General features: G+C 70.3%; 24 protein-coding genes. 9 read left to right on the top strand and 15 right to left on the bottom strand.

Annotation, left to right across the window (positions count from 1 at the left end):
* Window positions 1-87 precede the first annotated feature (87 nt).
* The 3 genes from DEU37_RS10085 to DEU37_RS10095 all read right to left on the bottom strand — a co-directional run bounded on the left by DEU37_RS10085 (window position 88) and on the right by DEU37_RS10095 (window position 5077).
* Window positions 88-2265, bottom strand: a complete 2178-nt coding sequence (locus DEU37_RS10085) for a DEAD/DEAH box helicase (protein ID WP_121190568.1) — start codon at window positions 2263-2265, stop codon at window positions 88-90.
* A gap of 286 nt (window positions 2266-2551) precedes the next feature.
* Complete coding sequence (locus tag DEU37_RS10090) at window positions 2552-4852, bottom strand: cation-translocating P-type ATPase (protein WP_121190569.1); 2301 nt, start codon at window positions 4850-4852, stop codon at window positions 2552-2554.
* Between the two features lie 15 nt (window positions 4853-4867).
* Window positions 4868-5077 (bottom strand): heavy-metal-associated domain-containing protein, encoded by a 210-nt coding sequence (locus tag DEU37_RS10095; RefSeq protein WP_005048740.1) that lies wholly within the window; start codon window positions 5075-5077, stop codon window positions 4868-4870.
* Between the two features lie 102 nt (window positions 5078-5179).
* Between DEU37_RS10095 and deoC the strand changes: the two genes are divergently transcribed.
* Window positions 5180-5896 (top strand): deoxyribose-phosphate aldolase, encoded by a 717-nt coding sequence (gene deoC / locus DEU37_RS10100; RefSeq protein WP_121190570.1) that lies wholly within the window; start codon window positions 5180-5182, stop codon window positions 5894-5896.
* Between the two features lie 21 nt (window positions 5897-5917).
* On the opposite strand, the gene DEU37_RS10105 is transcribed toward deoC, so the two are convergent.
* From DEU37_RS10105 to truB, 4 genes are read right to left on the bottom strand one after another with little or no spacing between them, the layout of a single operon-like run.
* Window positions 5918-6865 carry a bifunctional riboflavin kinase/FAD synthetase gene (locus DEU37_RS10105; RefSeq protein WP_121190571.1) on the bottom strand — a complete coding sequence of 316 codons (948 nt, stop codon included), beginning with the start codon at window positions 6863-6865 and terminating at the stop codon, window positions 5918-5920.
* Complete coding sequence (locus tag DEU37_RS10110; protein WP_121190572.1) at window positions 6862-7371, bottom strand: hypothetical protein; 510 nt, start codon at window positions 7369-7371, stop codon at window positions 6862-6864. Before DEU37_RS10110 ends, DEU37_RS10105 begins: the two co-directional genes overlap by 4 nt.
* A 43-nt stretch (window positions 7372-7414) precedes the next feature.
* On the bottom strand, window positions 7415-7783 hold the full coding sequence (locus DEU37_RS10115; RefSeq protein WP_121190573.1) for a hypothetical protein: 369 nt from the start codon (window positions 7781-7783) through the stop codon (window positions 7415-7417).
* Window positions 7780-8694 (bottom strand): tRNA pseudouridine(55) synthase TruB, encoded by a 915-nt coding sequence (gene truB / locus DEU37_RS10120; protein ID WP_121190574.1) that lies wholly within the window; start codon window positions 8692-8694, stop codon window positions 7780-7782. Before truB ends, DEU37_RS10115 begins: the two co-directional genes overlap by 4 nt.
* Before the next feature lie 251 nt (window positions 8695-8945).
* Here truB and DEU37_RS10125 point away from each other — a divergent pair, with 251 nt between their 5' ends.
* Window positions 8946-9812 carry an A/G-specific adenine glycosylase gene (locus tag DEU37_RS10125; protein ID WP_121190575.1) on the top strand — a complete coding sequence of 289 codons (867 nt, stop codon included), beginning with the start codon at window positions 8946-8948 and terminating at the stop codon, window positions 9810-9812.
* A 17-nt stretch (window positions 9813-9829) separates the two neighbouring features.
* Here DEU37_RS10125 and rbfA read toward each other — a convergent pair whose 3' ends face one another.
* The 4 genes from rbfA to nusA all read right to left on the bottom strand — a co-directional run bounded on the left by rbfA (window position 9830) and on the right by nusA (window position 14567).
* Window positions 9830-10264 carry a 30S ribosome-binding factor RbfA gene (gene rbfA, locus DEU37_RS10130; protein WP_016463288.1) on the bottom strand — a complete coding sequence of 145 codons (435 nt, stop codon included), beginning with the start codon at window positions 10262-10264 and terminating at the stop codon, window positions 9830-9832.
* 146 nt (window positions 10265-10410) lie between these two features.
* A complete protein-coding gene (gene infB / locus DEU37_RS10135; protein WP_183043649.1) occupies window positions 10411-13167 on the bottom strand; it encodes a translation initiation factor IF-2 in 2757 nt (918 codons plus the stop codon).
* Window positions 13168-13259: 92 nt separating this feature from the next.
* Window positions 13260-13511, bottom strand: a complete 252-nt coding sequence (locus tag DEU37_RS10140) for a YlxR family protein (protein ID WP_082230606.1) — start codon at window positions 13509-13511, stop codon at window positions 13260-13262.
* Window positions 13512-13580: 69 nt separating this feature from the next.
* The gene (nusA, locus tag DEU37_RS10145) at window positions 13581-14567 is read right to left on the bottom strand and encodes a transcription termination factor NusA (RefSeq protein WP_005048719.1); all 987 of its coding nucleotides are present in this window, start codon (window positions 14565-14567) and stop codon (window positions 13581-13583) included.
* Window positions 14568-14673: 106 nt separating this feature from the next.
* On the opposite strand from nusA, the gene DEU37_RS10150 reads away from it, so the two are divergent.
* The 3 genes from DEU37_RS10150 to DEU37_RS10160 all read left to right on the top strand — a co-directional run bounded on the left by DEU37_RS10150 (window position 14674) and on the right by DEU37_RS10160 (window position 16651).
* On the top strand, window positions 14674-15300 hold the full coding sequence (locus DEU37_RS10150; protein ID WP_121190577.1) for an acetate uptake transporter family protein: 627 nt from the start codon (window positions 14674-14676) through the stop codon (window positions 15298-15300).
* The gene (locus DEU37_RS10155) at window positions 15297-16088 is read left to right on the top strand and encodes a DUF1206 domain-containing protein (RefSeq protein WP_183043650.1); all 792 of its coding nucleotides are present in this window, start codon (window positions 15297-15299) and stop codon (window positions 16086-16088) included. The genes DEU37_RS10150 and DEU37_RS10155 overlap by 4 nt, the downstream gene beginning before the upstream one ends.
* 62 nt (window positions 16089-16150) lie before the next feature.
* Window positions 16151-16651: a pyridoxamine 5'-phosphate oxidase family protein gene (locus tag DEU37_RS10160; protein WP_121190579.1), complete on the top strand. Its 501-nt coding sequence runs from the start codon at window positions 16151-16153 to the stop codon at window positions 16649-16651.
* Between the two features lie 32 nt (window positions 16652-16683).
* Here DEU37_RS10160 and DEU37_RS10165 read toward each other — a convergent pair whose 3' ends face one another.
* Both DEU37_RS10165 and DEU37_RS10170 read right to left on the bottom strand, forming a co-directional pair.
* Window positions 16684-17739 carry a TIGR00730 family Rossman fold protein gene (locus tag DEU37_RS10165; RefSeq protein WP_121190580.1) on the bottom strand — a complete coding sequence of 352 codons (1056 nt, stop codon included), beginning with the start codon at window positions 17737-17739 and terminating at the stop codon, window positions 16684-16686.
* 57 nt (window positions 17740-17796) lie between these two features.
* Window positions 17797-19419, bottom strand: coding sequence for a cellulase family glycosylhydrolase (locus tag DEU37_RS10170; RefSeq protein ID WP_121190732.1), 1623 nt, complete (start codon window positions 19417-19419; stop codon window positions 17797-17799).
* Between the two features lie 185 nt (window positions 19420-19604).
* Between DEU37_RS10170 and DEU37_RS10175 the strand changes: the two genes are divergently transcribed.
* A complete protein-coding gene (locus tag DEU37_RS10175; protein WP_259457246.1) occupies window positions 19605-20993 on the top strand; it encodes an HNH endonuclease signature motif containing protein in 1389 nt (462 codons plus the stop codon).
* 84 nt (window positions 20994-21077) lie between these two features.
* Here the strand turns inward: DEU37_RS10175 and DEU37_RS10180 are convergent, their stop codons facing one another.
* Entirely contained in the window at window positions 21078-22835 is a 1758-nt protein-coding gene (locus DEU37_RS10180; RefSeq protein WP_121190733.1) for a proline--tRNA ligase, read from the bottom strand.
* Window positions 22836-22900: 65 nt separating this feature from the next.
* Between DEU37_RS10180 and DEU37_RS10185 the strand changes: the two genes are divergently transcribed.
* The 3 genes from DEU37_RS10185 to DEU37_RS10195 all read left to right on the top strand — a co-directional run bounded on the left by DEU37_RS10185 (window position 22901) and on the right by DEU37_RS10195 (window position 25500).
* Window positions 22901-23692 (top strand): NADH:ubiquinone oxidoreductase subunit 4 (chain M), encoded by a 792-nt coding sequence (locus DEU37_RS10185; protein WP_259457247.1) that lies wholly within the window; start codon window positions 22901-22903, stop codon window positions 23690-23692.
* A gap of 108 nt (window positions 23693-23800) precedes the next feature.
* Window positions 23801-24466, top strand: a complete 666-nt coding sequence (locus DEU37_RS10190; RefSeq protein WP_121190583.1) for a GntR family transcriptional regulator — start codon at window positions 23801-23803, stop codon at window positions 24464-24466.
* Window positions 24463-25500, top strand: a complete 1038-nt coding sequence (locus DEU37_RS10195; protein ID WP_121190584.1) for a 1-aminocyclopropane-1-carboxylate deaminase — start codon at window positions 24463-24465, stop codon at window positions 25498-25500. The genes DEU37_RS10190 and DEU37_RS10195 overlap by 4 nt, the downstream gene beginning before the upstream one ends.
* On the opposite strand, the gene DEU37_RS10200 is transcribed toward DEU37_RS10195, so the two are convergent.
* Complete coding sequence (locus tag DEU37_RS10200) at window positions 25454-25981, bottom strand: Lrp/AsnC family transcriptional regulator (protein ID WP_121190585.1); 528 nt, start codon at window positions 25979-25981, stop codon at window positions 25454-25456. The two genes, DEU37_RS10195 and DEU37_RS10200, sit on opposite strands and share 47 nt — an antisense overlap.
* Window positions 25982-26004: the final 23 nt, after the last annotated feature.

The following is a 26004-nucleotide window of genomic DNA, read 5'->3' on the forward strand; positions in this document are numbered from 1 at the left end:
TGTGATTCGGCGACGCTGCCTCCTTGACACTATCGCCGTATCGACGGCGGATGCCACCGCATCCGCCGTCGATAATCCCGGCCCGCCTCAGGCGGCTCCGAGCGCCTGTCGCAGCAGGTGCATGAGCGCCGACAGCTGCACGGAATCGCTCGAGGTGGGGTCGAGCTGGGCGCCGTCCAGGGCGCGCTGGGCAAGACCCTGCTTGGAGTCGATGAGCTCCGCGATCTTCGTGTCGATCGTGTGTGCGGCGATGATGCGCCACGCCGTGACCGGCTCATCCTGGCCGATGCGGTGCACCCGATCGATGGCCTGCGTCTGCTCGGCCGCGGTCCAGGAGAGCTCGGCGAGCACGACGTTGGATGCCGCCTGCATGTTCAGTCCGACGCCGGCCGCCGTCAGCGAGCACACCGCGATCGCCACACCGGGGTCGGTGTTGAAGGCGTCGATCGCCTGCTGGCGGGCGGTGGTCGTCTGATCGCCGCGGATGGAGATCGTCCGAAGGCCGGATGCCGCGAAGTGCGCCTCTGCGGCATCCATGACGTCGATGTGCTTCGCGAAGAAGACCACCTTGCCGACGGAGCGCTGCAGCTGCACGGCATAGTCCGCGGCGAGATGGGCCTTAGCCTGACCGATCTTGCGGACCATCGTGAAGACGTTGTCCGCGCCGGCGGCCGACGCCTTCGCGTCTTCGAGCTCACCGTGCGCGACGAGGCGGACGATGTCCTCGTCGACCTCGCCGATGAGCACCTTGTCGCCGCGCGCCTCGATGATGCGGCGGTACTTGGCCGCCAGGCGCGAGCCGAGCTCACGTTCGGCTTCGCGGATGGAGCGTCCGAACTCGTCGTCGAGCTCAACCGGCAGGTCGGCGACGAGCTTGTCGGGAAGATCGGCCGCGACGTCCTTCTTCTTGCGACGGACGATGCCCATCGAGATCACGGCGTCGCGCGCCTCGGGGTAGAACGCCTTGTCGGCCGGCGTGAATCCCGTCGCGTCGAGCTTCTCCATGAGCTCGGGTCCCGGCTTCTCACCGTTGGTCCAGCCGAGGAAGCGCCAGATCGCGTCGAAGTCTTCGACATCGTTGATCAGGGGCGTTCCGGTGAGCGCGAGCATCAGCGGGTTTCGCACCTGCTCGCGGATGCGCCCGCCCAGGGCCAGCACGTTCTGGGAACGCTGCGAGGTGAGGTTCTTGATGAAGTGCGCCTCGTCGACGACCATGCCCTTCACACCGAGCGAGCCGAGCCAGGACAGGTGCCGGTCGAGCACCTCGTAGTTGACGATGAAGACGTCGGCGAAGGCGTCGACGGTGTCGCCGTCGCCGTGGATGACGGTGGCGCGACGCTGCGGCGTCCAGCGCTCGACCTCGCGCGCCCAGTTCATCTTGACGACGTTGGGCACGACCGCCAGAAGCGGGTAGGCGTCGGCGACGGAGGCGGCGAGCACCGACTGTGCGGTCTTGCCGAGGCCCGGCTCGTCGGCCAGCAGGAACGACCGGTGACCGGCGCGCACGGCCTCCAGGAAGCGCGACTGGTGCGGCATGATCTCGAGCCCCTTGGGCGAGATCCGATCGAACTCGGGAACGGGCGGGAGCTCCATGGAGGCGCTCGCGCCGCCGGCCCCGATCTCGAACGCCTTGTACAGCGGTCCCATCAGCTCCCAGCCGTCCAGCCGGCGGCGGGCGGTGGATGCCGGTGCGCGCAGTGCCACGTCGGGAGCCAGGAACGGGTTCGCCTCACGGCGCGCCTCGATCTGCGGCGGCACGACCTGGCGCTCGGCGAGCGCGGCGGGCACGACGGGAGTCTGTCCCCAGCCCTGAGCGGCGGGCGCGGCATCGGTGATGATGAGCTCGTCATCGGGCAGCTCCGCCCCCGACTCGAGCAGCCAGTCGCGGCGCATGCGCTTGGCGACCGGCGAGGTGGCCTGGTCGACCTCGAGCAGCTGGATCAGCGAGGTGTCGCGGGCCGCGGTCTTGGCGAGGATCGTCGCGACGCCGTCGAGGCGCTTGAGCAGCTCGGCACGCGCTGCGGTGGGCACGGTCTCGTCGGCCTTGACGCGCGCGCGCTCCTCGCGGACGAGGAAGGCGATGACCTGGAACTTGACACGGTTGGTCGGACCGAGTTTGCCCTTCTGGGCCTTCGCCTCGACCTCGCGCACTTTGCGGGCGAGGATCGGGATCAGCGGGGCGTCGTCGTCGCGACGGGCGGACGAGCCGCGATGGGACGAGCCGCGTCGGCGTGACGCGGTGGCAGTGGATGCCGTGGTCGGCATGCTCCTCCTGAGCGTGAAGCGCCGGAAGACCGGCGTGGGTCCGGTCGGATGACCGGTCAGTCGTTCCGCAGCGGTCGCCGCGGGGTAGGGCGAGGTGCGGATCCTCCGGCTGCGGGTACTCGCTTCTGCGAGCTGCGGCGACGAACGGCGCGGACCTCCCCCTCAGTCTAGCGCGCCCTCCCCCATCGCCGCGAGCAGCCACATTTCGGACGAGCCGCCACGGTTCGGACGCACGGATGGTGGCGGCTCGCGAAGAACGTGGCGGCTCGCGGGAATGACGAGCGGGTCAGCGGCGCAGCCGCAGGCTGTTGAGAACGACGAAGACGCTCGAGAAGGCCATGGCCGCTCCGGCGATCATCGGATTGAGCACGCCGAGCGCTGCCAACGGCAGGGCGGCGACGTTGTAGGCGAAGGCCCAGAACAGGTTGCCGCGGATGATGCGCATGGTGCGCCGGCTGAGGCGGATCGCGGTGAGCACCGGTGACAAGCCGCTGCCGGTGACCGCGATATCGCTCGCATGCATCGCGGCATCCGTCCCCGACCCCATCGCGATGCCGAGATCGGCGGTCGCCAGCGCGGCCGCGTCGTTGACGCCGTCGCCCACCATGGCGACCCGGTGTCCGGCGGCACGCAGCCGCTCGACCTCGGCGACCTTGCCCTCCGGGAGCACGCCGGCGATGACCTCGTGGATGCCGACGGCACCGGCGACCGCCCGCGCGGCGCCCGCGTTGTCGCCGGTCAACAGCACGACCTCGAGGCCCATCTCCCGCAGCGCCGTGACCGTCTGAGCACTGTCGTGACGAACGGTGTCGGCGACGGCGATGACAGCCTTGATACGGCCGTCCCACCCGGCGACGATCGCGGTCGCGCCGCCTCGCTGCGCGCGATCGACGGCGTCCTCCACCGCAGCGGCCCGCTCCGGGTCGGACGCGGCGGCCTGATCGAGGGCGAACGCCGGTCGACCCGCGAACACGCGGTGACCGTCGACGACACCGGTCACGCCGAGCCCGGCACGCCCGGCGAAGTCGCTGACCTCCCGAGGGTGCTCGGCGAGCGCTGCGACGGCGCGCGCGACGGGATGCTCGGAGGCCCTCTCCAGCGAGCCGACAAGCAGTCGCACCATGGCGATGCCGGCTCCGCCGATCGGCGTGACGGCGTCGACCGTCATCGCCCCCTCGGTGACGGTACCGGTCTTGTCGAGGATCACCGTGTCGATCCTGTCGGCGGCCTCGAGCGCTTCGGGGCCTGTGATCAAGACGCCCAGTTGCGCGCCGCGTCCGGTGCCGACGAGGATCGCGATGGGCGTGGCCAGCCCGAGCGCGCACGGACAGGCGATGATGAGCACCGCGACGGCGGCGGTGAAGCCCGAGGCGAGCGCTTGGCCGGTGAATCCCCCCACCAGCAGCCACACGAGCAGCGTGAGGAGGGAGAGGCCGATGACCACGGGAACGAAGATCCCCGAGATGCGATCGGCCAGGCGCTGGACGCGACTCTTTCCGGCTTGCGCGTCTTCGATGAGCCGAGCCATCCGGGCGAGGCGGGTGTCGTCACCGATCGAGGTCGCCTCCACGACGAGGCGGCCGTCGGCGGCGATGGTGCCGCCGGTGACGGCGGAACCGGCCTCCACATCGATGGGAACGGACTCCCCCGTGATCATGCTCTCGTCGATCGACGCCTGTCCGCTGCGGACGACGCCGTCGGTCGCGACCTTCTCCCCCGGGCGCACGACGAAGGCGTCGCCGACACGGAGCATCTCGATCGGCACGCGGCGTCCGTCCTCGAGCTCGACGTCCCGAGCGGACAGTTCCATGAGCGCGCGCACGGCTGCGCCGGCGGTGCGCTTCGAACGCTGCTCGATCACACGTCCCAGCAGGAGGAACACCGTCACCACCGCGGCGACCTCGAAGTACACCAACGAGGAGGGGTCGTGGACAGGAGCGAACATGCCTCCCTCGTGGCGCATGTCTAGCCGTCCGGCGGTTCCGAACAACAGCGCCCAGATGCTCCACAGCGTCGCCGCTCCCGTGCCGAGTGTGATGAGCGTGTCCATCGTCATCGCGCCGTGACGCGCGTTCGCGATCGTCGCACGGTGGAAAGGCCACCCGCCCCACACCACGACCGGAACCGCCAGGACGAATGAAACCCACTGCCAGCCCGCGAACTGCCACGCCGGGATCATGCCCAGCACGACGACCGGAACGGCCAGCGCGGCACTCACCCACAGTCGGGTCATCAGCGGTGTCGCGCCCGGCCGGTCCTCCACATCATGGACATGGCCCCCCTGCGAGCCGTGCTCGTCATACGCTCCCGTCGCGGAGGCGTGCGCCGCCTCGTGTGCGTTCCCGCCGCGCTGGCGCACACGGGCGTCATACCCGGCCTCGCGCACCGCGGCGATGAGAGCCGCGGCATCGAGGCCGCTCGGGTAATCCACCCGCGCGGACTCGGTCGCGAGATTCACGGATGCCGAGACGCCGTCGATCCGCTCCAGCCGTTTCTCGACGCGCGCGACACAGCTCGCGCAGGTCATGCCCTCGATCTCCAGCACCGCCTCTGCCCGCGGCTCGGCGTCAGACGTGATCGCCTCCATGATCGTCCCCTCGCGTCAGCGTGCGACGACGGCGTAACCGGCCTCGTCGACGGCGGCGGCGATCTCGTCATCCGGCGCGGCGCCCTCGACGGTGACGGTGAGCGTGCCCTCGGTGACGTCGACGGCGACATCGGTCACGCCGTCGACCTTCCGGACCTCACGGGTGACCGCCCCGGCGCAGTGGGCGCAGGTCATCCCCTCGACGGCGTACGTGTGCGTGGACATGGGAACTCCTTTCGCCGACGGCGCGGATCCGCGTCGGCTGTCGATGACAACCATGATACCCCCCTGGGGTATTCCCGCACAGTGCTGGCGTAGGCTGGGAACATGTCCAGCATCACCGAACGCGACCTTGCCGCGACGATCGATCACGCCATCCTGAAGCCCGAACTGACGCGCGCCGATGTCGACGCCGAACTCGACATCGCCGCCGAGTGGCGCGTGTTCAGCGTGTGCGTCCGCCCGAGCGACATCGCGCACGCCGTCGAGCGGCTGGCGGGCACCGGCGTCAACGTCGGCACCGTCATCGGCTTTCCGCACGGCACGACCTCCAGCGCCGCGAAGGTCGCCGAGGTCCGCCAGGCCCTCGCCGATGGCGCGGTCGAGTTCGACATGGTGATCAACATCGGCGCCCTGCGCTCGGGCTTCGACGACGCCGTCGTCGCCGACATCCAGGCGGTGGTCGCGGCCGCAGCCGGCAAGGTGACGAAGGTCATCCTCGAGACCTCTCTCCTGGACGACGAGCAGATCGCCCGCGGCAGCCGACTGACCGAAGCCGGTGGCGCCGACTTCGTCAAGACCTCCACGGGGTTCGCCGGCGGCGGGGCGACCGTCCCCCATGTCGAGCTCATGCGCTCCAGCGTCGGCCCGGACGTGCAGGTGAAGGCCTCCGGCGGGGTGCGCAGCTACGCCGACGCCCTCGCGATGCTCGCCGCCGGAGCAACCCGGCTCGGCACCAGCGGCAGCGCCGTCATCCTCGGCGAGGCTCGCCGCGTGGATGCCGGGGAGCAGGCATCGGGCGCCGTCGACACCTCGTCGTACTGACCCTGCTCGGGTGCGCGCGGCTCAGCCGAGCGCGGTGCGCACCCGGGTGACGTCGTCGTCCATCTGGGCGATGAGCGCCTCGATCCCCTCGAAGGCGACCATGCCGCGGATGCGGTTCGTGAACCGGATCTGCACGCGATGCCCGTAGAGGTCGAGCCCCGTCTCATCCAGCACGTACGCCTCGACCTGGCGCGTCGGAACATCATCGAACGTCGGGTTGGTCCCCACCGAGATGGCCGCCGGGTAGCGGGTCGTCACCGTCGCACCATCGGTGCCGAGGTCGACGAGCCACCCGGCGTACACGCCATCGGCCGGGATGAAACCCTGTGCATCGGGCGACAGGTTCGCGGTCGGGTAGCCGAGCTCCCGGCCGCGCTTGAGGCCGTGCACGACCTCGCCCTGCACCGCGTGGGGACGTCCCAGCAGGCGCGCGGCGCCCTCGACGTCGCCCGCTGCGAGCAGATCCCGCACCCACGTGGACGACACACGGCGGCCTCCGCCCTGCACGTCCCCGACGACATCGACGTGGAAGCCGTACTCCGCCCCCAGGCGCACCAGGGTGTCGGGATCGCCCGCTCCCCCGTTGCCGAAGCGGAAGTCGTCGCCGACCATCACGTTGACCACTCCCAGGCCGACGAGCACGTGCTCGACGAAGGCACGGGGATCGAGAGAGGCCAGCGCCTCGTCGAAGCGGAGCACGAGGGTGGCGTCGACCCCGGCGGCGGCGAGCAGGTCGAGCTTCTGCGGGAGGCTGCACACGGGCTGCGGGCACCGTTCGGGGCGCAGCAGGCTCAAGGGGTTGCGATCGAACGTGACGGCCACCACCCGCGCCCCGGCATCCTCCGCGGCGACACGCGCACGGTCGATCACCGCACGATGTCCGGAGTGCACGCCGTCGAACTTGCCGATCGCGACGACGCTGGGGCCGAACCCGGCCGGCACCTCCGCGGGGTCGTGAAAGACGATCACCAGCTGGAGCTCCCCTCGGTGCGCACGGCGCCCAGGCCCGCCTGGTCGGACGCGGCTGCCGCGGCATCCACCTCTTCGGCGCGCTCGCGGCCTCCGCCGCTGCGCAGCCACCACAGACCGACGAACGGCAGCACGAGCGGCACCCAGAAGTAGCCGAAGCCATAGCCGGACCAGACGGTCGCGTCGTGGAGGAAGAGCTCGGGATGCGTGAGGCTGAGCGTTCCGACGATGAGCACGCCTGCCAGCTCGAAGCAGATCGCCACCCAGGCTACGAGGTACCACCGGCGGCTGTCCGACTTGACGAGGGCCACGGTAGCGAGCACGTAGACGACGGCCGCCGCCGCCGACAGGGTGTACGCCAGCGGCGCGGCGGCGAAGTCCTGCACGATCTGAACGAACGAGCGTCCGGTCGCCGCCAGCGCCATCACCGCGTAGACGACGACGAGCACGCGCCCGATTCCCGTCATCCGGGTCGGGGCGGCGGCGTCGGTGTGTGGCGCAGTCATGACCTGTCAATGATAGGCGCCCGCCTCCGCCGCAGCGGCGGCCTCACATGCCCGCGGTGGTCCAGATGACCTGCATGCGCCACACCATGACCGCGACCGACAACGCAGCGATGCCCATGATCACCGTGCTCCAGCGGCTGCGTTCGATGAGCGCCCAGATGACGGATGCCGGGGGGATGAGCACCGCCGAGACGAGGTAGACCCAGAACTCCAGCGCGCTGCCGGCCGGCGGGTTGCCGACGAGGGGGGCGACGATCGCGATGACCACCTGGGCGACCAGGAGCAGCAGGATCAGCGCCATCGCGCCGACCGTGAGATCGCTCGGTCGACGGCCGGCGAGTCCGAGGATGATCGCGACGAGTCCCGCCACGACGGCGACGGCGACCTGCACGATGGCGAACCACTCGATCATGCGTCCTCCGCCATGTTCATCGCGCTCTTGATGTCGGCACCGCGTCGCTCGACGATCCCGACGAGCCGGCCGTCGGGATCGATCGCCGCCGGCGTCGGTGACATCGCCCCCTCCAGCCGCGGTGCCGCGCCGACCAGACGTTTGCCGTGGCGGAGGTCGCGCGCTTCGTCGGCAGTGACGGGGAGGGCACCGAGCACGGATGCCGCAACCTGCGCCGGCGACAGCAGCGGCGCGTCCGCAGCGATCTCGGAGACGGCGTCGCGCACCTCGAACGCGCCGATGCGCGTGCGCCGCAGCGCCGTCAGGTGGCCGCCGACTCCCAGAGCGGCGCCGAGATCGCGCGCCAGGGCGCGGATGTACGTGCCGCTGGAACAATCGACGACGACGTCGAGTTCGATGCGCCCCTCGGCGGTGTCGCGGCGGCGAACGATGTCGAAACGATCGACCGTCACCCGGCGGGCTGCCAGCTCGACGCTCTCTCCCGCTCGGGCGAGGTCGTAGGCGCGTCTGCCGGCGACCTTGATCGCCGACACGGTGGTCGGAACCTGATCGATCTCGCCCGTGAGCGCCGCGATGCCGGCGGCGATGCGCTCGTCGGTCACGGCCGCGAGGGCCTCGGCATCCGCCCACGCGGTCTCGATGCCGTCCGCGTCGTCGGAGTCGGTCGCAACGCCCAGCAGCACGGTGGCCTCGTACGTCTTGCCGAGCCCGACGATGAAGGTGAGCAGCCGGGTCGCGGGTCCGACCCCCAGGATGAGCAGCCCGGTGGCCATCGGGTCGAGCGTGCCGGCGTGTCCGATCTTGCGGGTGTTCAGGGCGCGGCGCGCCCGTGCGACCACGTCGTGGCTCGTGATCGCCTGCGGCTTGTCCACGAGGAGGACGCCGTTGGGGGCAAGCAGAGAAGCGGGCATTGCTCCAGCCTAGGCGCGGCGCCACGTCTCGCCGTGTCTGCGCGCACCGCAGCGGCCCGCATCACAGTGTGGCCCCGCGTCACGCTGTGGCCCCGTCTGCCGCGCCTCTTCTCCCCTGCCGTCCGGCCGGTTCCGTGTTCAGTCCGCGCTGCCGCGGCAGAGTGCGGATCGTCGAGAACTCGCGGGCGCGCGGATGCCGCGATCGTGCGGAGACTGAATACGCAACGCGTCGGCGACCGTAGGCTGGTGCGATGCCCGACCTCGCGACGCCGCTCATCGCCTGGTACCGCGACAACGCCCGCGATCTGCCCTGGCGCGCGGAGGGGTTCGGGGCCTGGGGCGTGCTCGTGAGCGAGTTCATGCTGCAGCAGACGCCCGTGACACGCGTGATCCCCTTGCTCGAAGCCTGGCTGGCGCGGTGGCCGACACCCACGGCTCTGGCCGCCGATCCGCCCGCCGCGGCCGTCGCACAGTGGGCGAACCTCGGCTACCCGCGGCGGGCGCTGTGGCTGCACCGCGCCGCGGTGGAGATCCGCGACCGTCACGACGGGGTCGTGCCGCGTGAGGTCGAGGCCCTTCTCGCCCTGACGGGCATCGGCGACTACACGGCGCGGGCCGTGGCCGTGTTCGCCTACGGCGAGCGTCACCCGGTGGTCGACACGAACACCCGGCGCGTCATCGCGCGGGCCGTCGACGGACGCTCTCAGCCGGGACCGCCGGCTCGCGGTGATCTGGCGGCGATGACGGCGCTGCTTCCGCGCGACGATCAGGATGCCGCGATCATGAACGCCGCCATGATGGAGCTCGGCGCGCTCGTGTGCACCGCGCGTGCAGCGCGATGCGACGCGTGTCCGATCTCCGCGCTCTGCGCCTGGCGCGCCGCCGGCTACCCCGACACCGGCGATCTGCGCCGCAAGCAGGCTGCCTACGAGGGCAGCGACCGTCAGGCGCGCGGAGCGGTGCTGCACGCCCTGCGGGCGGCGCCGTCACATGCGCTGCCCGCCGACGACGTCGTCGCCGACTGGCCGACTCCCGCGCAGCGTGATCGTGCGATCGACTCGCTCATCGTCGACGGACTCGTCGAGGCCGTCGACGGCAACCTGCGCCTGCCGCAGTGAGGCCGCAGCGATGAGGCTCAGTCCTCGTCGTCGTCCTCACGCGGCTTGACGTACGGGTCGGCATCGCCCGCGTACGCGGCCCCGGCCGCAAGCCCTGCCACGGCCGCATCGCGCTCCTGCGCTTCGCGCAGCAGCTGCGCGATGTGCCCCGCGTTCTCGGGAAGCGCGTCGGGGATGAACTCCAGCGACGGGGTGAGACGGATGCCGAGACGCTTGCCCACCTCGCTGCGCAGCATGCCGGTCGCGGCCTTGAGCGCAGCGGCGGAGTCTTCGCGCGCCTGGTCATCGCCGTAGACCGTGTAGAACACCGAAGCGTGCTGCAGGTCGCCCGTGACGCGTACGTCGGTGATCGTCACGAAGCCGAGGCGCGGGTCGCGCAGCCCCTTCTCGAGCCGCTCGGCGATGAGCACGCGGATGCGGTCGGCGAGTCTCGCCTGCCGTTCGTTCGACATCTTCTCTTCCCTTCACACCACAGCAATGCGGCTGCACCGCAGTCACGGCAAAGGCGGAGCCGGTCGCGCCGCGGAGGCAATCGGGGTAGGGGCCCCGCTCTTGCCTCCGCGGCGCGACCGGCGCAGCCGCAGCCAAGGAGCGAGGATCAGCCTCGCGGCTTCTCCACCATCTCGGTCGTCTCGATCTCGTCGCCGACCTGGATGTCGTTGTACTTGCCCAGTCCGATACCGGCCTCGAAGTCGGTACGGACCTCGGTGACGTCGTCCTTGAAGCGGCGCAGCGACTCGATGGCCAGGCCGTCGGCCAGCACGACGCCGTCGCGGATGACGCGAGCCTTGGCATTGCGCGTGATCGTTCCCGAGCGCACGATGACACCGGCGATGTTGCCGAACTTCGAGGAGCGGAACACCTCGCGGATCTCGGCGACACCCGACTGCACCTCTTCGAACTCCGGCTTGAGCAGGCCCTTGAGCGACTGCTCGACGTCGTCGATCGCGTTGTAGATGACCGAGTAGAAGCGCACGTCCACGCCCTCGCGGGCGGCACGCTCGCGGGCCTTGGTGTCGGGACGGACGTTGAAGCCGATCACGATCGCGTTGTCGATCGTGGCGAGGTTGATGTCCGACTCGGTGATCGCGCCGACGCCGCGGTGGATGATGCGCAGCTGGACGCTGTCGTCGACCTCGATCTTCAGCAGCGACTCTTCCAGCGCCTCGACGGCACCGGAGACGTCGCCCTTGATGATGAGGTTGAGCGACTCGACCTTGCCCTCTTCGAGAGCACGGGTGAAGTCCTCGAGCGAGATGCGCTTGCGGGCCTTGGCCAGCTGGGCGTTGCGCTCGGCGGCCTCGCGCTTCTCCGCGATCTGGCGAGCCAGGCGGTCTTCCTCGGTGACGATGAAGACGTCGCCGGCGCGGGGCACCGAGTTCAGACCCTGCACCTGGACGGGACGCGAGGGGTAGGCCTCGTCGACCGCGTCGCCGTTCTCGTCGATCATGGCGCGGACGCGGCCGTAGGCCGTTCCCGCCACGATCGCATCGCCGACGCGGAGCGTTCCGGACTGGATGAGCACCGTCGCCACCGAACCGCGGCCCTTGTCGAGCTTCGCCTCGATCGCGACACCGCGGGCGGCCTTGTTCGGGTTCGCCGTGAGGTCGAGCCCGGCGTCGGCCGTCAGCAGGACGGCATCCAGAAGCGCCTGGATGTTCGTGCCCTGACGCGCCGACACGTCGACGAACATGACGTCCCCGCCGTACTCCTCGGCGACCAGCCCATACTCGGTGAGCTGCTGGCGCACCTTCGCGGGGTTCGCGTCGGGCTTGTCGACCTTGTTCACCGCGACCACGATCGGCACGCCTGCGGCCTGCGCATGGTTGAGGGCTTCCACCGTCTGGGGCATGATGCCGTCGTCGGCGGCGATCACGAGGATCGCGATGTCGGTGACCTGCGCACCACGGGCACGCATGGCGGTGAACGCCTCGTGACCGGGGGTGTCGATGAAGGTGATGGCGCGCTCGATGCCTTCGTGCTCGGTCCACACCTGGTAGGCACCGATGTGCTGGGTGATGCCACCGGCTTCACCCGCGACCACGTTGGTCTGGCGGATCGCATCGAGCAGTCGCGTCTTACCGTGGTCGACGTGACCCATGACGGTCACCACCGGAGGCCGGATCTCGAGGTCGTCCTCGCTCTCCGCCTCCAGCTCGGCCTCGAGGTCGAGACCGAAGCCCTCCAGGAGCTCCTTGTCCTCGTCCTCGGGCGAGACCATCTGGATCTTGTAACCGAGCTCGGCACCGAGCACCTCGAACGTGGCCTCGTCAAGCGACTCCGTCGCCGTGGCCATCTCGCCGAGGTTGAAGAGGATCGTCACGAGCGTTCCGGGCTGCACGGTGTAACCGCGCAGGGCCTCGAGCTTGTCCGCGAAGTCGGCGATGGATGCACCGCGGCGCAGGCGAATGATCTCGCCGTTGCCCTTCTGGACGTTGACGCCGCCGACGACGGGCGCCGACCGCATCTCGAATTCCTGCCGCTTCGCACGACGCGACTTACGCTGCTTGCTCTTGCCGCCACCCTTACCGAAGGCACCCGCGGTGCCGCCGCCGGGACCACGGCCACGACCGCCGCCACCGGCCGGACGACCCGCGAAACCGCCGGGAGCTCCCGGTCCGCCCGTGCCGCCGGGGCGCTGGAAGCCACCGGCACCACCGGGACGACCCGGACCACCGGGACGCTGCTGGAACGGTGCACCCGGACGGCCACCGCCGCCGGGCCGACCGGCGCCACCGGGACGCGGGGCACCCGGACGCGGCGCGCCGGGGCGAGGGGCCTGCGGACGCGGGATGTTGCCCGGCGTCGGGCGCTGGCCCATGCCCTGCGCGGACGCGAAGGGGTTGTTGCCCGGACGCGGGCCGGCGGGGCGCTGCCCCATGCCCTGCGCGGACGAGAAGGGGTTGTTGCCCGGTCGCGGTGCACCGCCCGGACGCGGTGCCTGCGGGGTGCTGGCACCAGGGATAGCCGGTGCGGCCGGTGCCGCCTCAGCGGCCGCGGGAGCAGCCGGAGCGGCCGGAGCAGCGGGAGCCGCCGGCGTCGCGGGAGCCGGCGTGGCGGCCGCGGCGGGCGTGGCCGGTGCGGCGGGCTTCGCCGGTCCGGGACGCGCCGCCGGGCGAGCGCCCGGCGTGGGGGCCTTGGGAGCCGCGCCCGCCGCCGGGGCGGCAGCGGAGTCCGCCGGCTTCTTCGCTGCGCCCTCGGCCTCGAGGGCCGCGCGGAGCTTGCGCGCCACCGGGGGCGCAATGGTCGATGAGGGGCTCTTGACGTATTCGCCGAGCTCCTTCAGCTTCGCGAGGGCGACTTTACTGTCGACGCCGATCTCCGAAGCGATCTCGTGCACGCGTGGGTTTGCCACAATTCTCCTGTCTGAGGTCTCCCCCGGACAGGGCAGACCGTTACTTGCGGACGGGTCTCATTTCGAGCCGTTCACTTTGTGTCCATAGCCGTTCAGCCGTTTCGCTGGTGGGTGTGTTGAAAGGTCTGCGTGTCGAGTGGTCCCGACACACGCAATGCTCGTCCGAAGGCGCGGCGCCGGATCGCGGCATCCACACACGCATCCGTGTCATGCACCCACGCACCTCGCCCGGGGAGGACGGCTTTCTCGTCGGCGACGAGGACACCGTCCCTGTCCACCACCCTCAGGAGGCTGGACCGGGAGACGCGCGCGCGGCATCCCACGCACGTTCGAACAGGATCCATCTTACCCCCACTCGCCACGCGGAGATTGCGATGCGGGGCGAGAGTGAGCAGCCGGGCCGGATCTCTCGGTCACGACTCGAGGATCGAGTCGGGCTGGATGTCGATCTTGGCGCCGGTGAGCTTCGCGGCCAGACGGGCGTTCTGGCCCTCCTTGCCGATGGCGAGCGAGAGCTGATAGTCGGGAACCAGCGCACGCACCGCCTTGGTGCCGGCGTCCAGCACGAAGCTGGACGTGACCTTGGCGGGCGACAGGGCGTTGGCGACGAACTTCGCGAGCTCCGGGTCGTAGTCGACGATGTCGATCTTCTCGCCGCCCAGCTCTTCGGTGACGGCGCGCACGCGTCGTCCGAGCTCGCCGATGCAGGCGCCCTTGGCGTTGATCGCCGGATCCTTGGCCGTGACCGCGATCTTGGTGCGATGGCCGGCCTCACGTGCGAGAGAGGTGATCTCCACGAGCCCCGACGCGATCTCCGGCACCTCGAGGGCGAAGAGCTTGCGGACAAGGCCGGGGTGGGTGCGCGAGACGGTGATCTGCGGACCCTTGGTGCCCTTCGACACCGACGTCACGTAGACGCGCAGACGGGAGCCATGGGCGTACTGCTCACCGGCGACCTGCTCCTCGGGCGGAAGGATGGCCTCGACGGTGCCGAGGTCGACGTGGACCATGCGGGGGTTGGGCCCCTGCTGGATCACACCGGCGACGATGTCGCCCTCCTTGCCCCGGAACTCGCCCAGGATGGCGTCATCGGCGATGTCACGCAGACGCTGGCCGATCACCTGCTTGGCGGCGTAGGCGGCGATGCGGCCGAAGTCCTCGGGCGTCGACTCCTCCTCGCCGATGATCGCGCCGTCCTCGTCGCGCAGGGGAATGTAGACGGCGACATGACCGGTCTTGCGGTCCAGGAGCGCACGTGCGCCCTCGGGAAGCTCCCCGTCGGGAGAGGTGTGCTTGGCGTAGGCGGTGAGAATCGCCTGCTCGATGATCCCGACCAGTTCGTCGAACGGGATCTCCTTCTCGCGCTCGACCGTCCGTAGCAGTCCCAGATCGATGTCCACAGGTGCCTCCCTATTCAGCTCTCGACGCGAGGTCACCCTCGGTCACCCGGCCGATTTTACCCGATGGCCTCCGCTGGCGGACTCCGCGGCCGTGCATACTGACGGAATGGATGCCGCAGTCCCCCCACTCGCACACGTGATCCCGGAGCCGCGGCGCGCGGATCCCGGTTTGATCGGCCTGCTCGGGTTCGTGATCGCGACCCTCACCGCTCAGCTGGCGCATCTGGGTGTGCAGAACGAGAGCGCGGTGTTCTGGGTGGGCGCGGTGTTCGGGGGCCTCGTCCAGGTGATCGCGGGGATGCTCTCCTACTTCGTCGGCGACGACTTCCACTTCGTCGTCTACAACGCCTTCGGGTGGTACTGGATCTGCATGCCCGGATTCCTCCTCGGCGGAGAGCTCGGCTTCTTCGAGGTGTCGGGCCCGGCGCGCCCGTTGTTCTCGATGATGTTCGCGGTGCTCGCGCTCGGATTCATGTTCGCCGGCGCCACCCACAACTCGGCGCTACCGCTGACCCTGCTGCTCGTGGCGGCGGGGTTGGCCCTCGAAGCCGTCGCCGCCTTCGCCGGTGCGGCGACGCTGGGTACCGCCGGCGCATGGCTGCTGATCGGCGCGTCGGCGCTGGCGTTCTACATGCTCGTGGACAAGTTCGCCTGGCGCACGATGGGGCGGCACGTGGTCCCCCTCGGACCGCCGTGGATCCGCCGCGGCGACGCGCCCGCCGGCCGCTCGTGACGGAAGCGCGCCGCGCGGCCGCCGCGACCCGGCGCCATCCGCTGGTGCAGGTGCTGGCACGGGCGGGCTTCGCCGCCAACGGCGTCGTCCATGCGTTGATCGGCGTGCTGGTCATCGCTCTCGCGGCCGGCGGTCGCGGCGAGGCCGATCAGGTGGGCGCGCTCCGTTCGGTCGCCGCGGTGCCGTGGGGCGCCATGGTCGTGTGGGCGGTCGCGATCGGACTCTGGGGCCTCGCGCTCTGGCACCTGGCGGCGGGCGCCACGTCTCGCGGCGACGGTCGCTGGGGACGACGTGCATCGGAGTGGAGCCAGGGTGTCGTCTTCGCCGCCGTCGGCATCCTCGCCGCGTCGATCGCCCTCGGCGCGACGCCGGATGCCGATGGGACGGCCCGGGTCGCCAGTCGGGGAATCCTCGCTCTGACCGGCGGACCCTTTCTGCTGGCCGCCGTCGGGGCGGGTATCGCCGTGGCCGGCGTGGTCTTCGTCGTGATGGGTGTGCGCCGCTCGTTCGAGATGCGCATGGCGATCCCGCGATCCTCCCTCGGCGCGCTCGTGCGCTCGCTGGGCGTCGCGGGTTTCGTCGCCAAAGGCGCGGCGCTCGGCATCCTCGGCGTCCTGCTGCTCGTGGCCGCCGTGCACGCGGATGCGGCACGCGCCGGGGGCCTGGACAGCGCCGTCGACGGCCTGCTCACGCTGCCGGCTGGACGGGGGATCGCCGTGGCCCTCGGGGTCGGGTTGATGGCGTACGGCGTGTTCTGCGGATTCCGAGCGCGGTACGCGCGCCTCTGAGTCCTGCGGGCCGTGCTGTCAAGGGCCTGGGGCGGGCGCGGGCGGGCGGGCAGGCTCGGGACATGAGCGAAATCACTGGAACCGAGGCCCGCAACCGCGTGAAGGCACTCGTCGAGGACATCGACATCACCATGCTCACCACCGTGGACTCGGCGGGACGACTCGTCAGCCGCCCGATGAGCACACGCGAGATGGACGAGGCCGGCGACATCTGGTTCTTCACCTCCGATGAGACGAAGAAGGCGGAGGAGGTCGAGGCCGACCGTGACGTCAACCTAGCGTACTGCGACGCCAAGGGCATGCGGTACGTGTCGGTGGCAGGCCGGGCCGCCCTCGTGCACGACCGGGCCCGCATGGAGCAGTTTTGGTCGCCGTCGCTGGACATCTGGTTCGAGGACGGACTCGACACGCCCGACATCGCGCTGCTGAAAGTCACCCCGGTCGAGACGGAGTTCTGGGAGCCGGCGCACGGCAAGCTCGTCATGGCGGCCGGCATGCTCAAGGCACTGGTCACGCGCGACACCCCCGACGACACGATGAACCACGGCAAGCTGGTGCGCTGAGGCTCGCGCCCCGCTGACGCGAGCTCGCGAGATCAGGACGGGCGCGCGTCGGCGGGTGCGCTCGGCAGGGCGTTCACCGCGCGGATCAGGTGATGCAGGTCGCCGACGCGACGCTGAGCGAACGTCATGACGAGGCGCGGCGCGGCGAGGTCGTCGTCATCCTCGCGCTCCGCCTTCAGCGGGCCCCGGCGCTCGATCGCGCCGTCGACGAGCAGATCCGCGAACCTGTCGTTGAGTGTGGCGACCTCGGCATCCGTGGGCTCGGCGCGCAGCCGCAGCACGAGGCGGCGACCCACCCAGCGCAGCGAGACGTAGTTGCGATAGAAACCCGTGATCTCCTCGACCGCGCGATCCACCGAGTCGGTCATGAGCACGCGATCGAGGTCGTCGGCCGAGATGACACCGTCGGGAATGAGCTGCTCGTCCGCAAAGCGGCGCAGTCCCTGCCAGAACGCGCCGCCCGGGCGATCGAGCAGCACGATGGGGGTGGGAACGGCCTTGCCGGTCTGCTGCAGGGTCAGCAGCTCGAACATCTCGTCGAGCGTGCCGAAGCCCCCCGGCATGCAGACGAAACCGCTGGACTCCTTCACGAGCATGAGCTTGCGGGTGAAGAAGTACTTCATCGCGACGCTGCGCTCATGCGAGGCGATGACCGCGTTCGGCTTCTCCTCGAAGGGCAGGCGGATCGAGACGCCGAGAGAGTGGGCGGGCCCGGCGCCTTCGGCCGCTGCCTGCATGATTCCCGGTCCCGCGCCCGTGACCGTCATCCAGCCGCGGGCGGCGAGCGCTGCGGTCAGCTCGACCGTCAGCCGGTACAGCGGCGAATCCGGCGCCGTGCGCGCCGAGCCGAACACGGTGATCTTGGGGACGCCGCGAAAAGGTGCGAACAACTGGAACGCGGCACGCATCTCGGTGAGGGCAGCCGACGTGATCTTGAGGTCGAGGCGGTCGGCGTGGTCGACGCCCATGCCGACCCCGGTCGCGAGGATGCGCGCGATGAGGTCGGCGTCGGCGGCGATGCCGGCGTCGTCCAGCAGGTGCCGGATGCCGTCGGTCACGGTGGGCGCAAGAGCGGAGCTTTCTGCCATGTCTCCACCCTCGCATCCTCGGGCAGCATCGGGTGAACGATCGCCGAACGGGGGTCGCTACCTCGCCGTCACCGTCAGGCGCGGGCTGGGCGGGGCGGAGCCGGCGGCGACCTGGAGGCCGACGCGGACGCTCTGACCCGTCGCGAGCGCACCCGCCCAGTCCGAGCCGGTGCAGCTGATCGTGCCGGAGCCGACCGCGCAGGACATGCCCCAGGCATTGACCACCCGCGTCGCCTGCGGGCTCGCCCAGGAGATCGTCCATCCGGCGACCGCACGGGAAGCAGTGACCGTGAACTCCGCCACATAGCCGTCCTGCCACGCGCTCTGCAGCATCCAGGTGGCGGAAACGGGGCTGAGGCCCGGGGACGGGCTCGGCGCGACCGTGGGAGTGGGAGTCGCGGAAGGCGTCGGTGTCGGCTTCGGTGTCGCCGATGCGGTGGCCGTCGGCTTCGGTGTCGCCGATGCGGTGGCCGTCGGCTTCGGTGTGGCGGATGCCGTGGGTGTCGGCGTCGGTGTCGGCGTCGTGGACTTCCCGGCGAGCAGCGGGGCGAGCGCGGCGAGCTTGGCTGTCTGCGGTGTCTTCCAGTCGTCGGCGACGAGTCCGCCCGTATCGCCGCTGTTCGGGTTGAACGACCAGTAGCCGAAGCTCAGGCCGGTCGATCCCAGGTACGACACCAGGGCCTTCAACCATTGGGCGTCGCTCGATGTCTCGAGCTTCGTGCCGAACTCCCCGACGAAGACCGGCGCAGCGCCGGTGCGGGCGAGATACCCCCAGTTCGCATCCCAGACCGAGGGGAGGTTGGCAGGGTAGTTCGACGCCGAGAACCACGACTGCCCGTACACGGATGCGGGATAGTCGTGCGGGGAGTAGACGACTCGGTTCGAGGTGGAGAGGACGACGGGCTTCGCCCCGGCATCCTTGAGGCCGCCGCCCCACCACGTCGTCTTGCCGTCGTTCTGCCGCTCGACGCCTTCGACGATGATCAGCAGTCGCGGGTTGGCGGCGAGCACGGCGTTGCCGGCGCGCGTCGCCGCCGCCTGCCAGTCGCGGGAGGCATCGCCGCACCCCCAGCAGGCGGAACCATGCGGCTCGTTGTGGAGGTCGGCGCCGACCACCGTCGGGTCGTCGCGGTAGCGGTTCGCGAGCATGACCCAGTCGTCGATCCAGCGCTTCTCGCTGTAGGTCGAGGTGTACCAGAGCTCGGACTGGCCCGACGACTCGATGCGGTGACGGTCGAGGATGACGCGCAGCCCGTGGGCGCGCGCCTTGGCGATGACCGCATCCATCAGCTGCAACGGCGTCAGCGCGACCAGGTCGGGATTGCGCGAGGCGTCGATGGACGATGTCGTGGATGCCGCGAGGCACTGGTTCGAGTACGGCAATCGCACCGTGTTGAACCCCATGGCCGCGATCTGCGCGAGGCCCTCGTCGAGGGTGATCGACCACAGCCCGTGCGGCGCGCAGTTGGGAGTCTCCAGCCCGAACCAGTTCGCCGCCTTGATGGTGACGGTGCTTCCGTCGGCGGCGACGATGCGCGAGCCCGAGGTGTGCCACCATCCGTCCGCAGCGGCGTGCGCCGACAGCGGGGCCACGGCGCCGACGGCCAGCAGCGCGCTGACGGCGAGCGCCGCGATGCTCATGAGGCGGCGGATGCCGAGGGGACGACGACGATCGCGCATGCGCATTCCTTTCGATGCCAACTGCGGGGGCGGTCGGCGTCTCGCGACAGGTGGCATCGTCGACGATCTCGCCGCCCCCAGAGTAGCGACCCGGCTCTCGCCGCGTCGCCGCTGGTCCCCAAACGCTTGCTCGGCCATGGACCAACACGCTTCCCCTATTCGAACATATGTTCTATACTCGGATCATGAACATCGACACCGACCTCGAGCCGGACCCCGGCTTCTGGGCGGACATCGTGGCGATCGCGTCGTCACTGCCGCCGCGCGATCCCGTCGCGCAGGTCACCGATATCGCCGCGGTGGTCGCGGTCCACACGGCGGAGCAGTACGCCTGCGTCGCCGCCGCGCGAAGCGATGCGATGGCCGCCGCGGCGCCGCACGCGTGCACCGACGACATGATCGACCGGTCGCTGCGACTCGAGCTGGCGGCGGCGCTTCGGATCACCGAGTACGCGGCCGGCGATCTGATGGCCCGCGCGACGGCGTTGGTCGAGCGCTACCCGGCGGCATGGGACGCACTTCACGGGGCACGCATCACCGACCAGCACGCACGTTTCCTCGTGGACGTGCTCAACAGCGTCGATCCCGCGATCGGGTCACGGCTGATCGATGACGCGGTGTCGCTGGCCGAACGCCTCCCCGCGGGAACCTTCCGCCGCCGGCTGCGCGATCTGGCCACCGCGGCGACCGCAGAGACCCTTGCCGACAAGCATGCGCGCGCCGTCGACGAGCGGCGGGTGTCCGTCGCCCCCGCCGGCGACGGCATGTCCCTCCTGACCGCTTATCTGCCCAGCGTCGAAGCGCACGCCATCTTCGACCGCCTCACCCGCATGGGAAAGGCCATCGCGGGCCGTCGAACCGGTCGTGGCGGGGCGGATGCCGCGCCGGCGACCCCCGGCACCGCGTCCGCAGACGAGGTTCCGCCCGACGAGCGAACGCTCGACCAGGTACGTGCGGACATTCTGGGCGATCTGCTCATCGACGGTCGCTGCGACGGCCATGCTCCGGCTGTGGCGGGCATCCGTCCGACAGTCGTCGTGACAGTGCCGGTACTGTCGCTGCTCGACGATTCCCACGCGGCGTCCGAGCCGGCCACCGTCGAAGGTGTGGGTCCCGTTCCGATCGACCAGGCACGACGACTCAGCGGCGGCGCCACGAGCTGGCTGCGCGTTCTGACGCACCCCGAGACGGGCGCGGTGCTGTCGGTCGGGCGCCACCGCTACGACCCGCCGCCTGAGTTGCGCCGGCTGGTCAGGTGGCGGGCGGAACGGTGCATGGCTCCGGGCTGCGCCATGCCCGCCTCGCGATGCGACATCGACCACACCGTGGCCTGGTTCGACGGCGGGAACACCTCCGCCGACAACCTCGCACCCCTGTGCGCCGTGCACCACACGGTGAAGCATCACGGCGGCTGGACGGTGGTGCAGCTCCCCGACAGCGGCGGTGTCGTGGAGTGGACGTCGCCGTACGGCCGGCGCTATCTCGTGGAGCCCGAACGACGCATGCCGGTGTTCCGAGCGGCGGAACCCTCAGAGCGCGCAGCGCCGTCGGACGACCGCGCGGCACCGTTCTGACCCGCACACGCCACACGCACGTGCGCCACGCACGCCGGCTCGCGAGGGCCCCTCGAAGAGCGGTGCGAGCGGTGCGAGCGACTGTCAGCGCGCGGCGAGGCGGGTGACGGCCTCGGCGGCCGAGACGAGCGTGCGTTCGCCGGAGCGACGATCCCAGAGCTCCACCTCGCCCTCGGCGGCGCCCCGGCCGACGATCACGATCTGCGGCACTCCCACGAGCTCGGCGTCGCCGAACTTGACGCCGGGCGAGACCTTCGGTCGATCGTCGTAGAGCACGTCGAGACCGACCGCATCGAGATCCGCCGACAGCTTCTCGGCGAGTTCGAAGGCCGCGGCATCCCGCCCCGTCGCCACGACCTGCACGTCGAACGGCGCGACGGCTGCGGGCCAGATGAGGCCCTTGTCGTCGTTGTTCAGCTCGGCGATGATCGCGAGGATCCGCGTGACACCGATGCCGTACGAGCCCATCGTGACCGTGACGAGCTTGCCGTTCTCGTCGAGCACCTTCAGCCCCAGCGCGTCCGCGTACTTGCGGCCCAGCTGGAAGACGTGACCGATCTCCATGCCGCGCGCCAGCTCGACCGGTCCGGAACCGTCGGGCGCCGGATCCCCGGGCCGCACGGTCGCAACCTCGACATACCCGTCGGCGGTGAAGTCGCGCCCGGCGACGAGTGAGTGGACGTGCTTCTGGTCGATGTTCGCGCCGGTGATCCAGCTCGTGCCATCGACGACGCGGGGATCGAGCAGGTAGCGGATGCCGGTCGCGGACTCCTCCCCGAGGATCGCGCCCTGCGGCGTCCACGGGCCGATGTAGCCCTTGACCAGCAGCGGCTGCTTCTCGAAGTCATCCGCGGTGGCCGGCTCGACCTCGGCCGGGGCGAACGCCACCTCGACGCGTTTGTCGTCGACGTCGCGATCGCCGGGCAGGCCGATGACGACCAGCTCGCGGGTGCCGTCGAGGTGGGTGAGCGCGAGTACGACGTTCTTGAGAGTGTCGGCCGCGGTGTACTCGCCATCCAGGACGGCGTTGGTGTGCGCCACGAGCGTGTCGATCGTGGGGGTGTTCGGGGAGTCGAAGACCACGGGCTCGGCGAGACCGTCGAAGGGGATGGCTTCGGGCACGAGCGTCTCGAACGCCTCGACGTTCGCGGCGTAGCCGCCCGCCGAGCGCACGAAGGTGTCCTCGCCGATGGCCGTCGGGTGCAGGAACTCCTCGCTGCGCGAGCCGCCCATCGCGCCGGCATCCGCCTGGACGATGACGTACTCCAGTCCGAGGCGCTGGAAGATGCGCTCGTAGGCGTCACGCTGGGCCATGTAGCTGGTGTCGAGCCCGGCGTCGGTGTAGTCGAACGAGTACGCGTCCTTCATCGTGAACTCACGGCCGCGCAGAAGGCCCGCGCGCGGACGTGCCTCGTCGCGGTACTTGTCCTGGATCTGGTAGATCGTCAGCGGCAGATCCTTGTACGAACCGTAGAGATCCTTCACGAGCAGCGTGAACGCCTCTTCGTGCGTGGGGGCGAGCAGATAGTCGGCGCCCTTGCGGTCCTTGAGGCGGAAGATGCCGTCGCCGTACTCCTCCCAGCGCCCCGTCGCCTCGTACGGATCGCGGGGCATGAGCGCCGGGAAGTGGACCTCCTGCGCGCCCGCCGCCGTCATCTCCTCGCGGATGATGGTCTCGATGCGGGCCTTCACACGCAGGCCCAGCGGCAGCCACGCGAAGATCCCCGGCGCCTGACGGCGGATGTAGCCGGCGCGCACGAGCAGGCGATGGCTCGTGACCTCGGCATCCGAAGGGTCTTCGCGAAGCGTGCGGAGGAAGAAGTTCGACAGACGGGTGACCACGAGCGTCAAGCCTAGTCCGCAGGACTCGGACTCACGGCTCGTCGTGGAGCCGGTAGCGTGTGCGCGTGCGCCCTCCCTCGCGAAGCCTGTCACGCAGTCTGCCGCTCCTGCTCGTCCTCGCCCTCACGCTCGTCGGCTGCGCCGCGGGGCACACCTCGACCGACCCGACCGGCGTGCACGACGACGACTTCGGAACGGCACGCGCCTTCGCCGTCACCGAGGACGGCACGCTGAACCCCACACCGGATGCCGCGGCGGAGGGAATCTGGGAGCTGTACGCGCGCATCGCCACGCGCGAGTACGCCGCGACGATGATGAGCTCGTATCGGGTCGGCAACGCGACCGACAGCGACACGCTCGCGTATGTCTCCCCCGACCCGGATGCCCCGGGGCGGTGGACGCTGGCCGCCAACGAAGCCTTCGCCGACGACCGCGAGCTGCTCACCTCGACGCTCGTCCACGAGTTCGCGCACGTGCTGAGCCTGAACACGACCGAGATCGACGCCGACTCCGGGCCCTGCCCGACGCTCGCGGTGTCGGAGGGGTGCGCTCGCGCCGGATCGGCGATCCTCGACTTCCAGCGGCAGTTCTGGGCCGCCTATGCCGACGCCCCGAACCCGGACAACGACGACAGTGCGGTCGCCGATGCCTTCTACGCCGCCCACGAGGCGGATTTCGTCAGCGCGTATGCCGCGACCAACGTCGTCGAGGACTTCGCCGAGACGTTCATGACGTATGTGCTCGAGACCGCTCCTGCCGACGCCTCGAGCCCGATCGGCGCCAAGATGGCCTTCTTCGACGCGCACACGTCCTGGGCTGCCCAGGCCACACGCATCCGCACCGCCCTCGGACGCTAGGCGGATACTGCGCGCGAGGCGCTGCCAGCGGCGACGGCGTCGGTCACATCCCCGCTTGCGCGCACCTCTTGGCGGCGTCATGTCATCTCTTGCGATATATTGCATATCGTGCCCCTCTCCCCCGCCCCACTCACCCGCGGCCTTCTTCGCGACGATGTGCACGCGCGCCTGCAGGACGCGATCGTGGACGGCAGTCTCGCTCCCGGCGAGCAGCTGCGCGACGGAGAACTCGCCGAGCGGCTCGGCGTCAGCCGCACTCCGGTGCGCGAAGCGCTTCTGGAGCTGGCGCAGGTCGGCCTCGTCCAGGCCACGCCGGGCCGCTCGACGGTGGTCGCCCCACTCGAGGAGGCCGCCGTCCGCGACGCTCAAGCGGTCGTCGGCGCCCTGCATGCTCTCGCCGTCCGCGCCGCGGTGCCGCGGCTCACCGCCGCGCAGCTGAACGAGATGCGCGCCGCGAACGCCGCTTTCCGCGCGGCGCTGTCGCAGCGCGACGTCAACGGCGCGATGGAGGCCGACGCCCGCTTCCACCTTGTCGCACTCGAGGCGTGCGGCAACGCCGCCGCGATCGCCGTCATCGCCCGCTACGAGCCCGTGCTGCGGCGCGTTGAGCGGTTGCGCTTCGCGTCTCACGAAGGTGCCGCATCGGCAGAGCGTCACGACCGCCTGATCGCGCTGTGCGCCGCCGGCGACGCCGACGGCGCCTCCCGCCTCGCCGAGAGCACCTGGCAATCCCTCACCCTTTCGCCCGCTCCGACCGAACAGGACCACGCATGAAGCTGCAGGAGTTCCCGCGCCACCCGCTCACCTTCGGGCCGAGCCCGCTGCAACACCTTCCCCGCCTGAGCGGCCACCTCGGAGGCGCACAGATCTGGGCGAAGCGTGAGGACGTCAACAGCGGGCTGGCGTTCGGCGGCAACAAGGTGCGCAAGCTCGAGTACATCGTTCCCGACATCCTCGCCTCGGGAGCCGACACGATCGTGTCGATCGGCGGGTACCAGTCCAACCACACCCGTCAGGTCGCGGCCGTCGCAGCGCATCTCGGGCTGAAGGCGCGACTCGTGCAGGAGAAGTGGGTTCCGTGGGACGACCCGACCAACGACAAAGTCGGCAACATCCTCCTTTCCCGGATGATGGGCGCCGACTCGCGTCTGGACGATGCCGGCTTCGACATCGGCATCCGTGACTCCTGGAAGCAGGCGCTGGCCGAGGTCGAAGCCGGCGGCGGTACGCCCTACCCCATCCCGGCCGGAGCGAGCGAGCACCCGCTGGGCGGCCTGGGCTTCGCCAACTGGGCGTTCGAAGTCGCCGAGCAGGAGAAGCAGCTCGGCGTCTTCTTCGACACGATCGTCGTCTGCACGGTGACCGGGTCGACGCATGCCGGAATGATCGCGGGGTTCGCCGCCCTCGAAGAGGCGACCGGCGTGAAGCGTCGCGTGCTCGGGATCGATGCGTCGGCGACCCTCCAGAAGACGCGTGATCAGGTCGCGCGCATCGCTCGGAACACGGCGGAGCTCATCGAACTCGGCCGCGATCTGCGCGACGACGAGATCCAGGTTTTGGAGGGGTGGGCGGGTGAGCTCTACGGCATCCCGGTCGACTCGACGATGGAGGCGATGGCACTCGGCGCGCAACTGGAAGCGATGATCACCGACCCGGTCTACGAGGGGAAGTCCCTCGCCGGGCTGATCGATCTCGTCGGCTCCCGCGAGATCCCGCCATCATCCACCGTGCTGTACGCGCACCTCGGCGGGCAGCCGGCGATCAACGCGTACCACTCGCTCTGGGACCCGACTGCCTCCTCCCGGTGACGCGGGCGAGCGGCCCGACACCCTCACGTCGCTCGAACACAAGGTGCGTCTCGGTCGTGAGCACCGCCTCGTGCACCGTGATGTGCTGCAGGACGATGTCGCGCAGCGCCGCGGCATCCTCCACGGCCACATGCACGAGGAAGTCGTCTTCACCCGCCACGTGGAAGGCCTCGATCACGCCGGGCGTCGCCACGATCGCCTCGAACAGCTGTCCGACACCCTCGCGCGTGTGCCGGCCGAGGCGTACGCGGATCACCGCCTGCAGCGGCAGCCCGAGCGATGCCGGATCGATCAGCACGCGCACGCCCGTGAGCACACCGCGAGCACGGAGCGAGCGGATGCGATAGGCACACGTCGACTCGGCGACGCCGAGTTCTTCGGCGAGCGCCTTGTTCGGGCGGCCGGGGGCGCGCACCACGGCTGCGAGGATCCGCAGGTCGAGCTCATCGAGGGCGGATGCCGTGCTTTGCTGTTCAGCCAAGTGCGCCTCCTGAACGGTCGTCT

This window comes from Microbacterium sp. AG790, from assembly GCF_003634765.1.
Lineage (GTDB): Bacteria > Actinomycetota > Actinomycetes > Actinomycetales > Microbacteriaceae > Microbacterium.

Bases quoted from the DNA above. Each gene is read 5' to 3' on its own strand.
- DEU37_RS10085 (WP_121190568.1), bottom strand. From the start codon at position 2,265: ATGCCGACCACGGCATCCACTGCCACCGCGTCACGCCGACGCGGCTCG.
- DEU37_RS10090 (WP_121190569.1), bottom strand. From the start codon at position 4,852: ATGGAGGCGATCACGTCTGACGCCGAGCCGCGGGCAGAGGCGGTGCTG.
- DEU37_RS10095 (WP_005048740.1), bottom strand. From the start codon at position 5,077: ATGTCCACGCACACGTACGCCGTCGAGGGGATGACCTGCGCCCACTGC.
- deoC (WP_121190570.1), top strand. From the start codon at position 5,180: ATGTCCAGCATCACCGAACGCGACCTTGCCGCGACGATCGATCACGCC.
- DEU37_RS10110 (WP_121190572.1), bottom strand. From the start codon at position 7,371: ATGACTGCGCCACACACCGACGCCGCCGCCCCGACCCGGATGACGGGA.
- DEU37_RS10115 (WP_121190573.1), bottom strand. From the start codon at position 7,783: ATGATCGAGTGGTTCGCCATCGTGCAGGTCGCCGTCGCCGTCGTGGCG.
- truB (WP_121190574.1), bottom strand. From the start codon at position 8,694: ATGCCCGCTTCTCTGCTTGCCCCCAACGGCGTCCTCCTCGTGGACAAG.
- DEU37_RS10125 (WP_121190575.1), top strand. From the start codon at position 8,946: ATGCCCGACCTCGCGACGCCGCTCATCGCCTGGTACCGCGACAACGCC.
- rbfA (WP_016463288.1), bottom strand. From the start codon at position 10,264: ATGTCGAACGAACGGCAGGCGAGACTCGCCGACCGCATCCGCGTGCTC.
- DEU37_RS10140 (WP_082230606.1), bottom strand. From the start codon at position 13,511: ATGGATCCTGTTCGAACGTGCGTGGGATGCCGCGCGCGCGTCTCCCGG.
- DEU37_RS10150 (WP_121190577.1), top strand. From the start codon at position 14,674: ATGGATGCCGCAGTCCCCCCACTCGCACACGTGATCCCGGAGCCGCGG.
- DEU37_RS10160 (WP_121190579.1), top strand. From the start codon at position 16,151: ATGAGCGAAATCACTGGAACCGAGGCCCGCAACCGCGTGAAGGCACTC.
- DEU37_RS10165 (WP_121190580.1), bottom strand. From the start codon at position 17,739: ATGGCAGAAAGCTCCGCTCTTGCGCCCACCGTGACCGACGGCATCCGG.
- DEU37_RS10170 (WP_121190732.1), bottom strand. From the start codon at position 19,419: ATGCGCGATCGTCGTCGTCCCCTCGGCATCCGCCGCCTCATGAGCATC.
- DEU37_RS10175 (WP_259457246.1), top strand. From the start codon at position 19,605: ATGAACATCGACACCGACCTCGAGCCGGACCCCGGCTTCTGGGCGGAC.
- DEU37_RS10195 (WP_121190584.1), top strand. From the start codon at position 24,463: ATGAAGCTGCAGGAGTTCCCGCGCCACCCGCTCACCTTCGGGCCGAGC.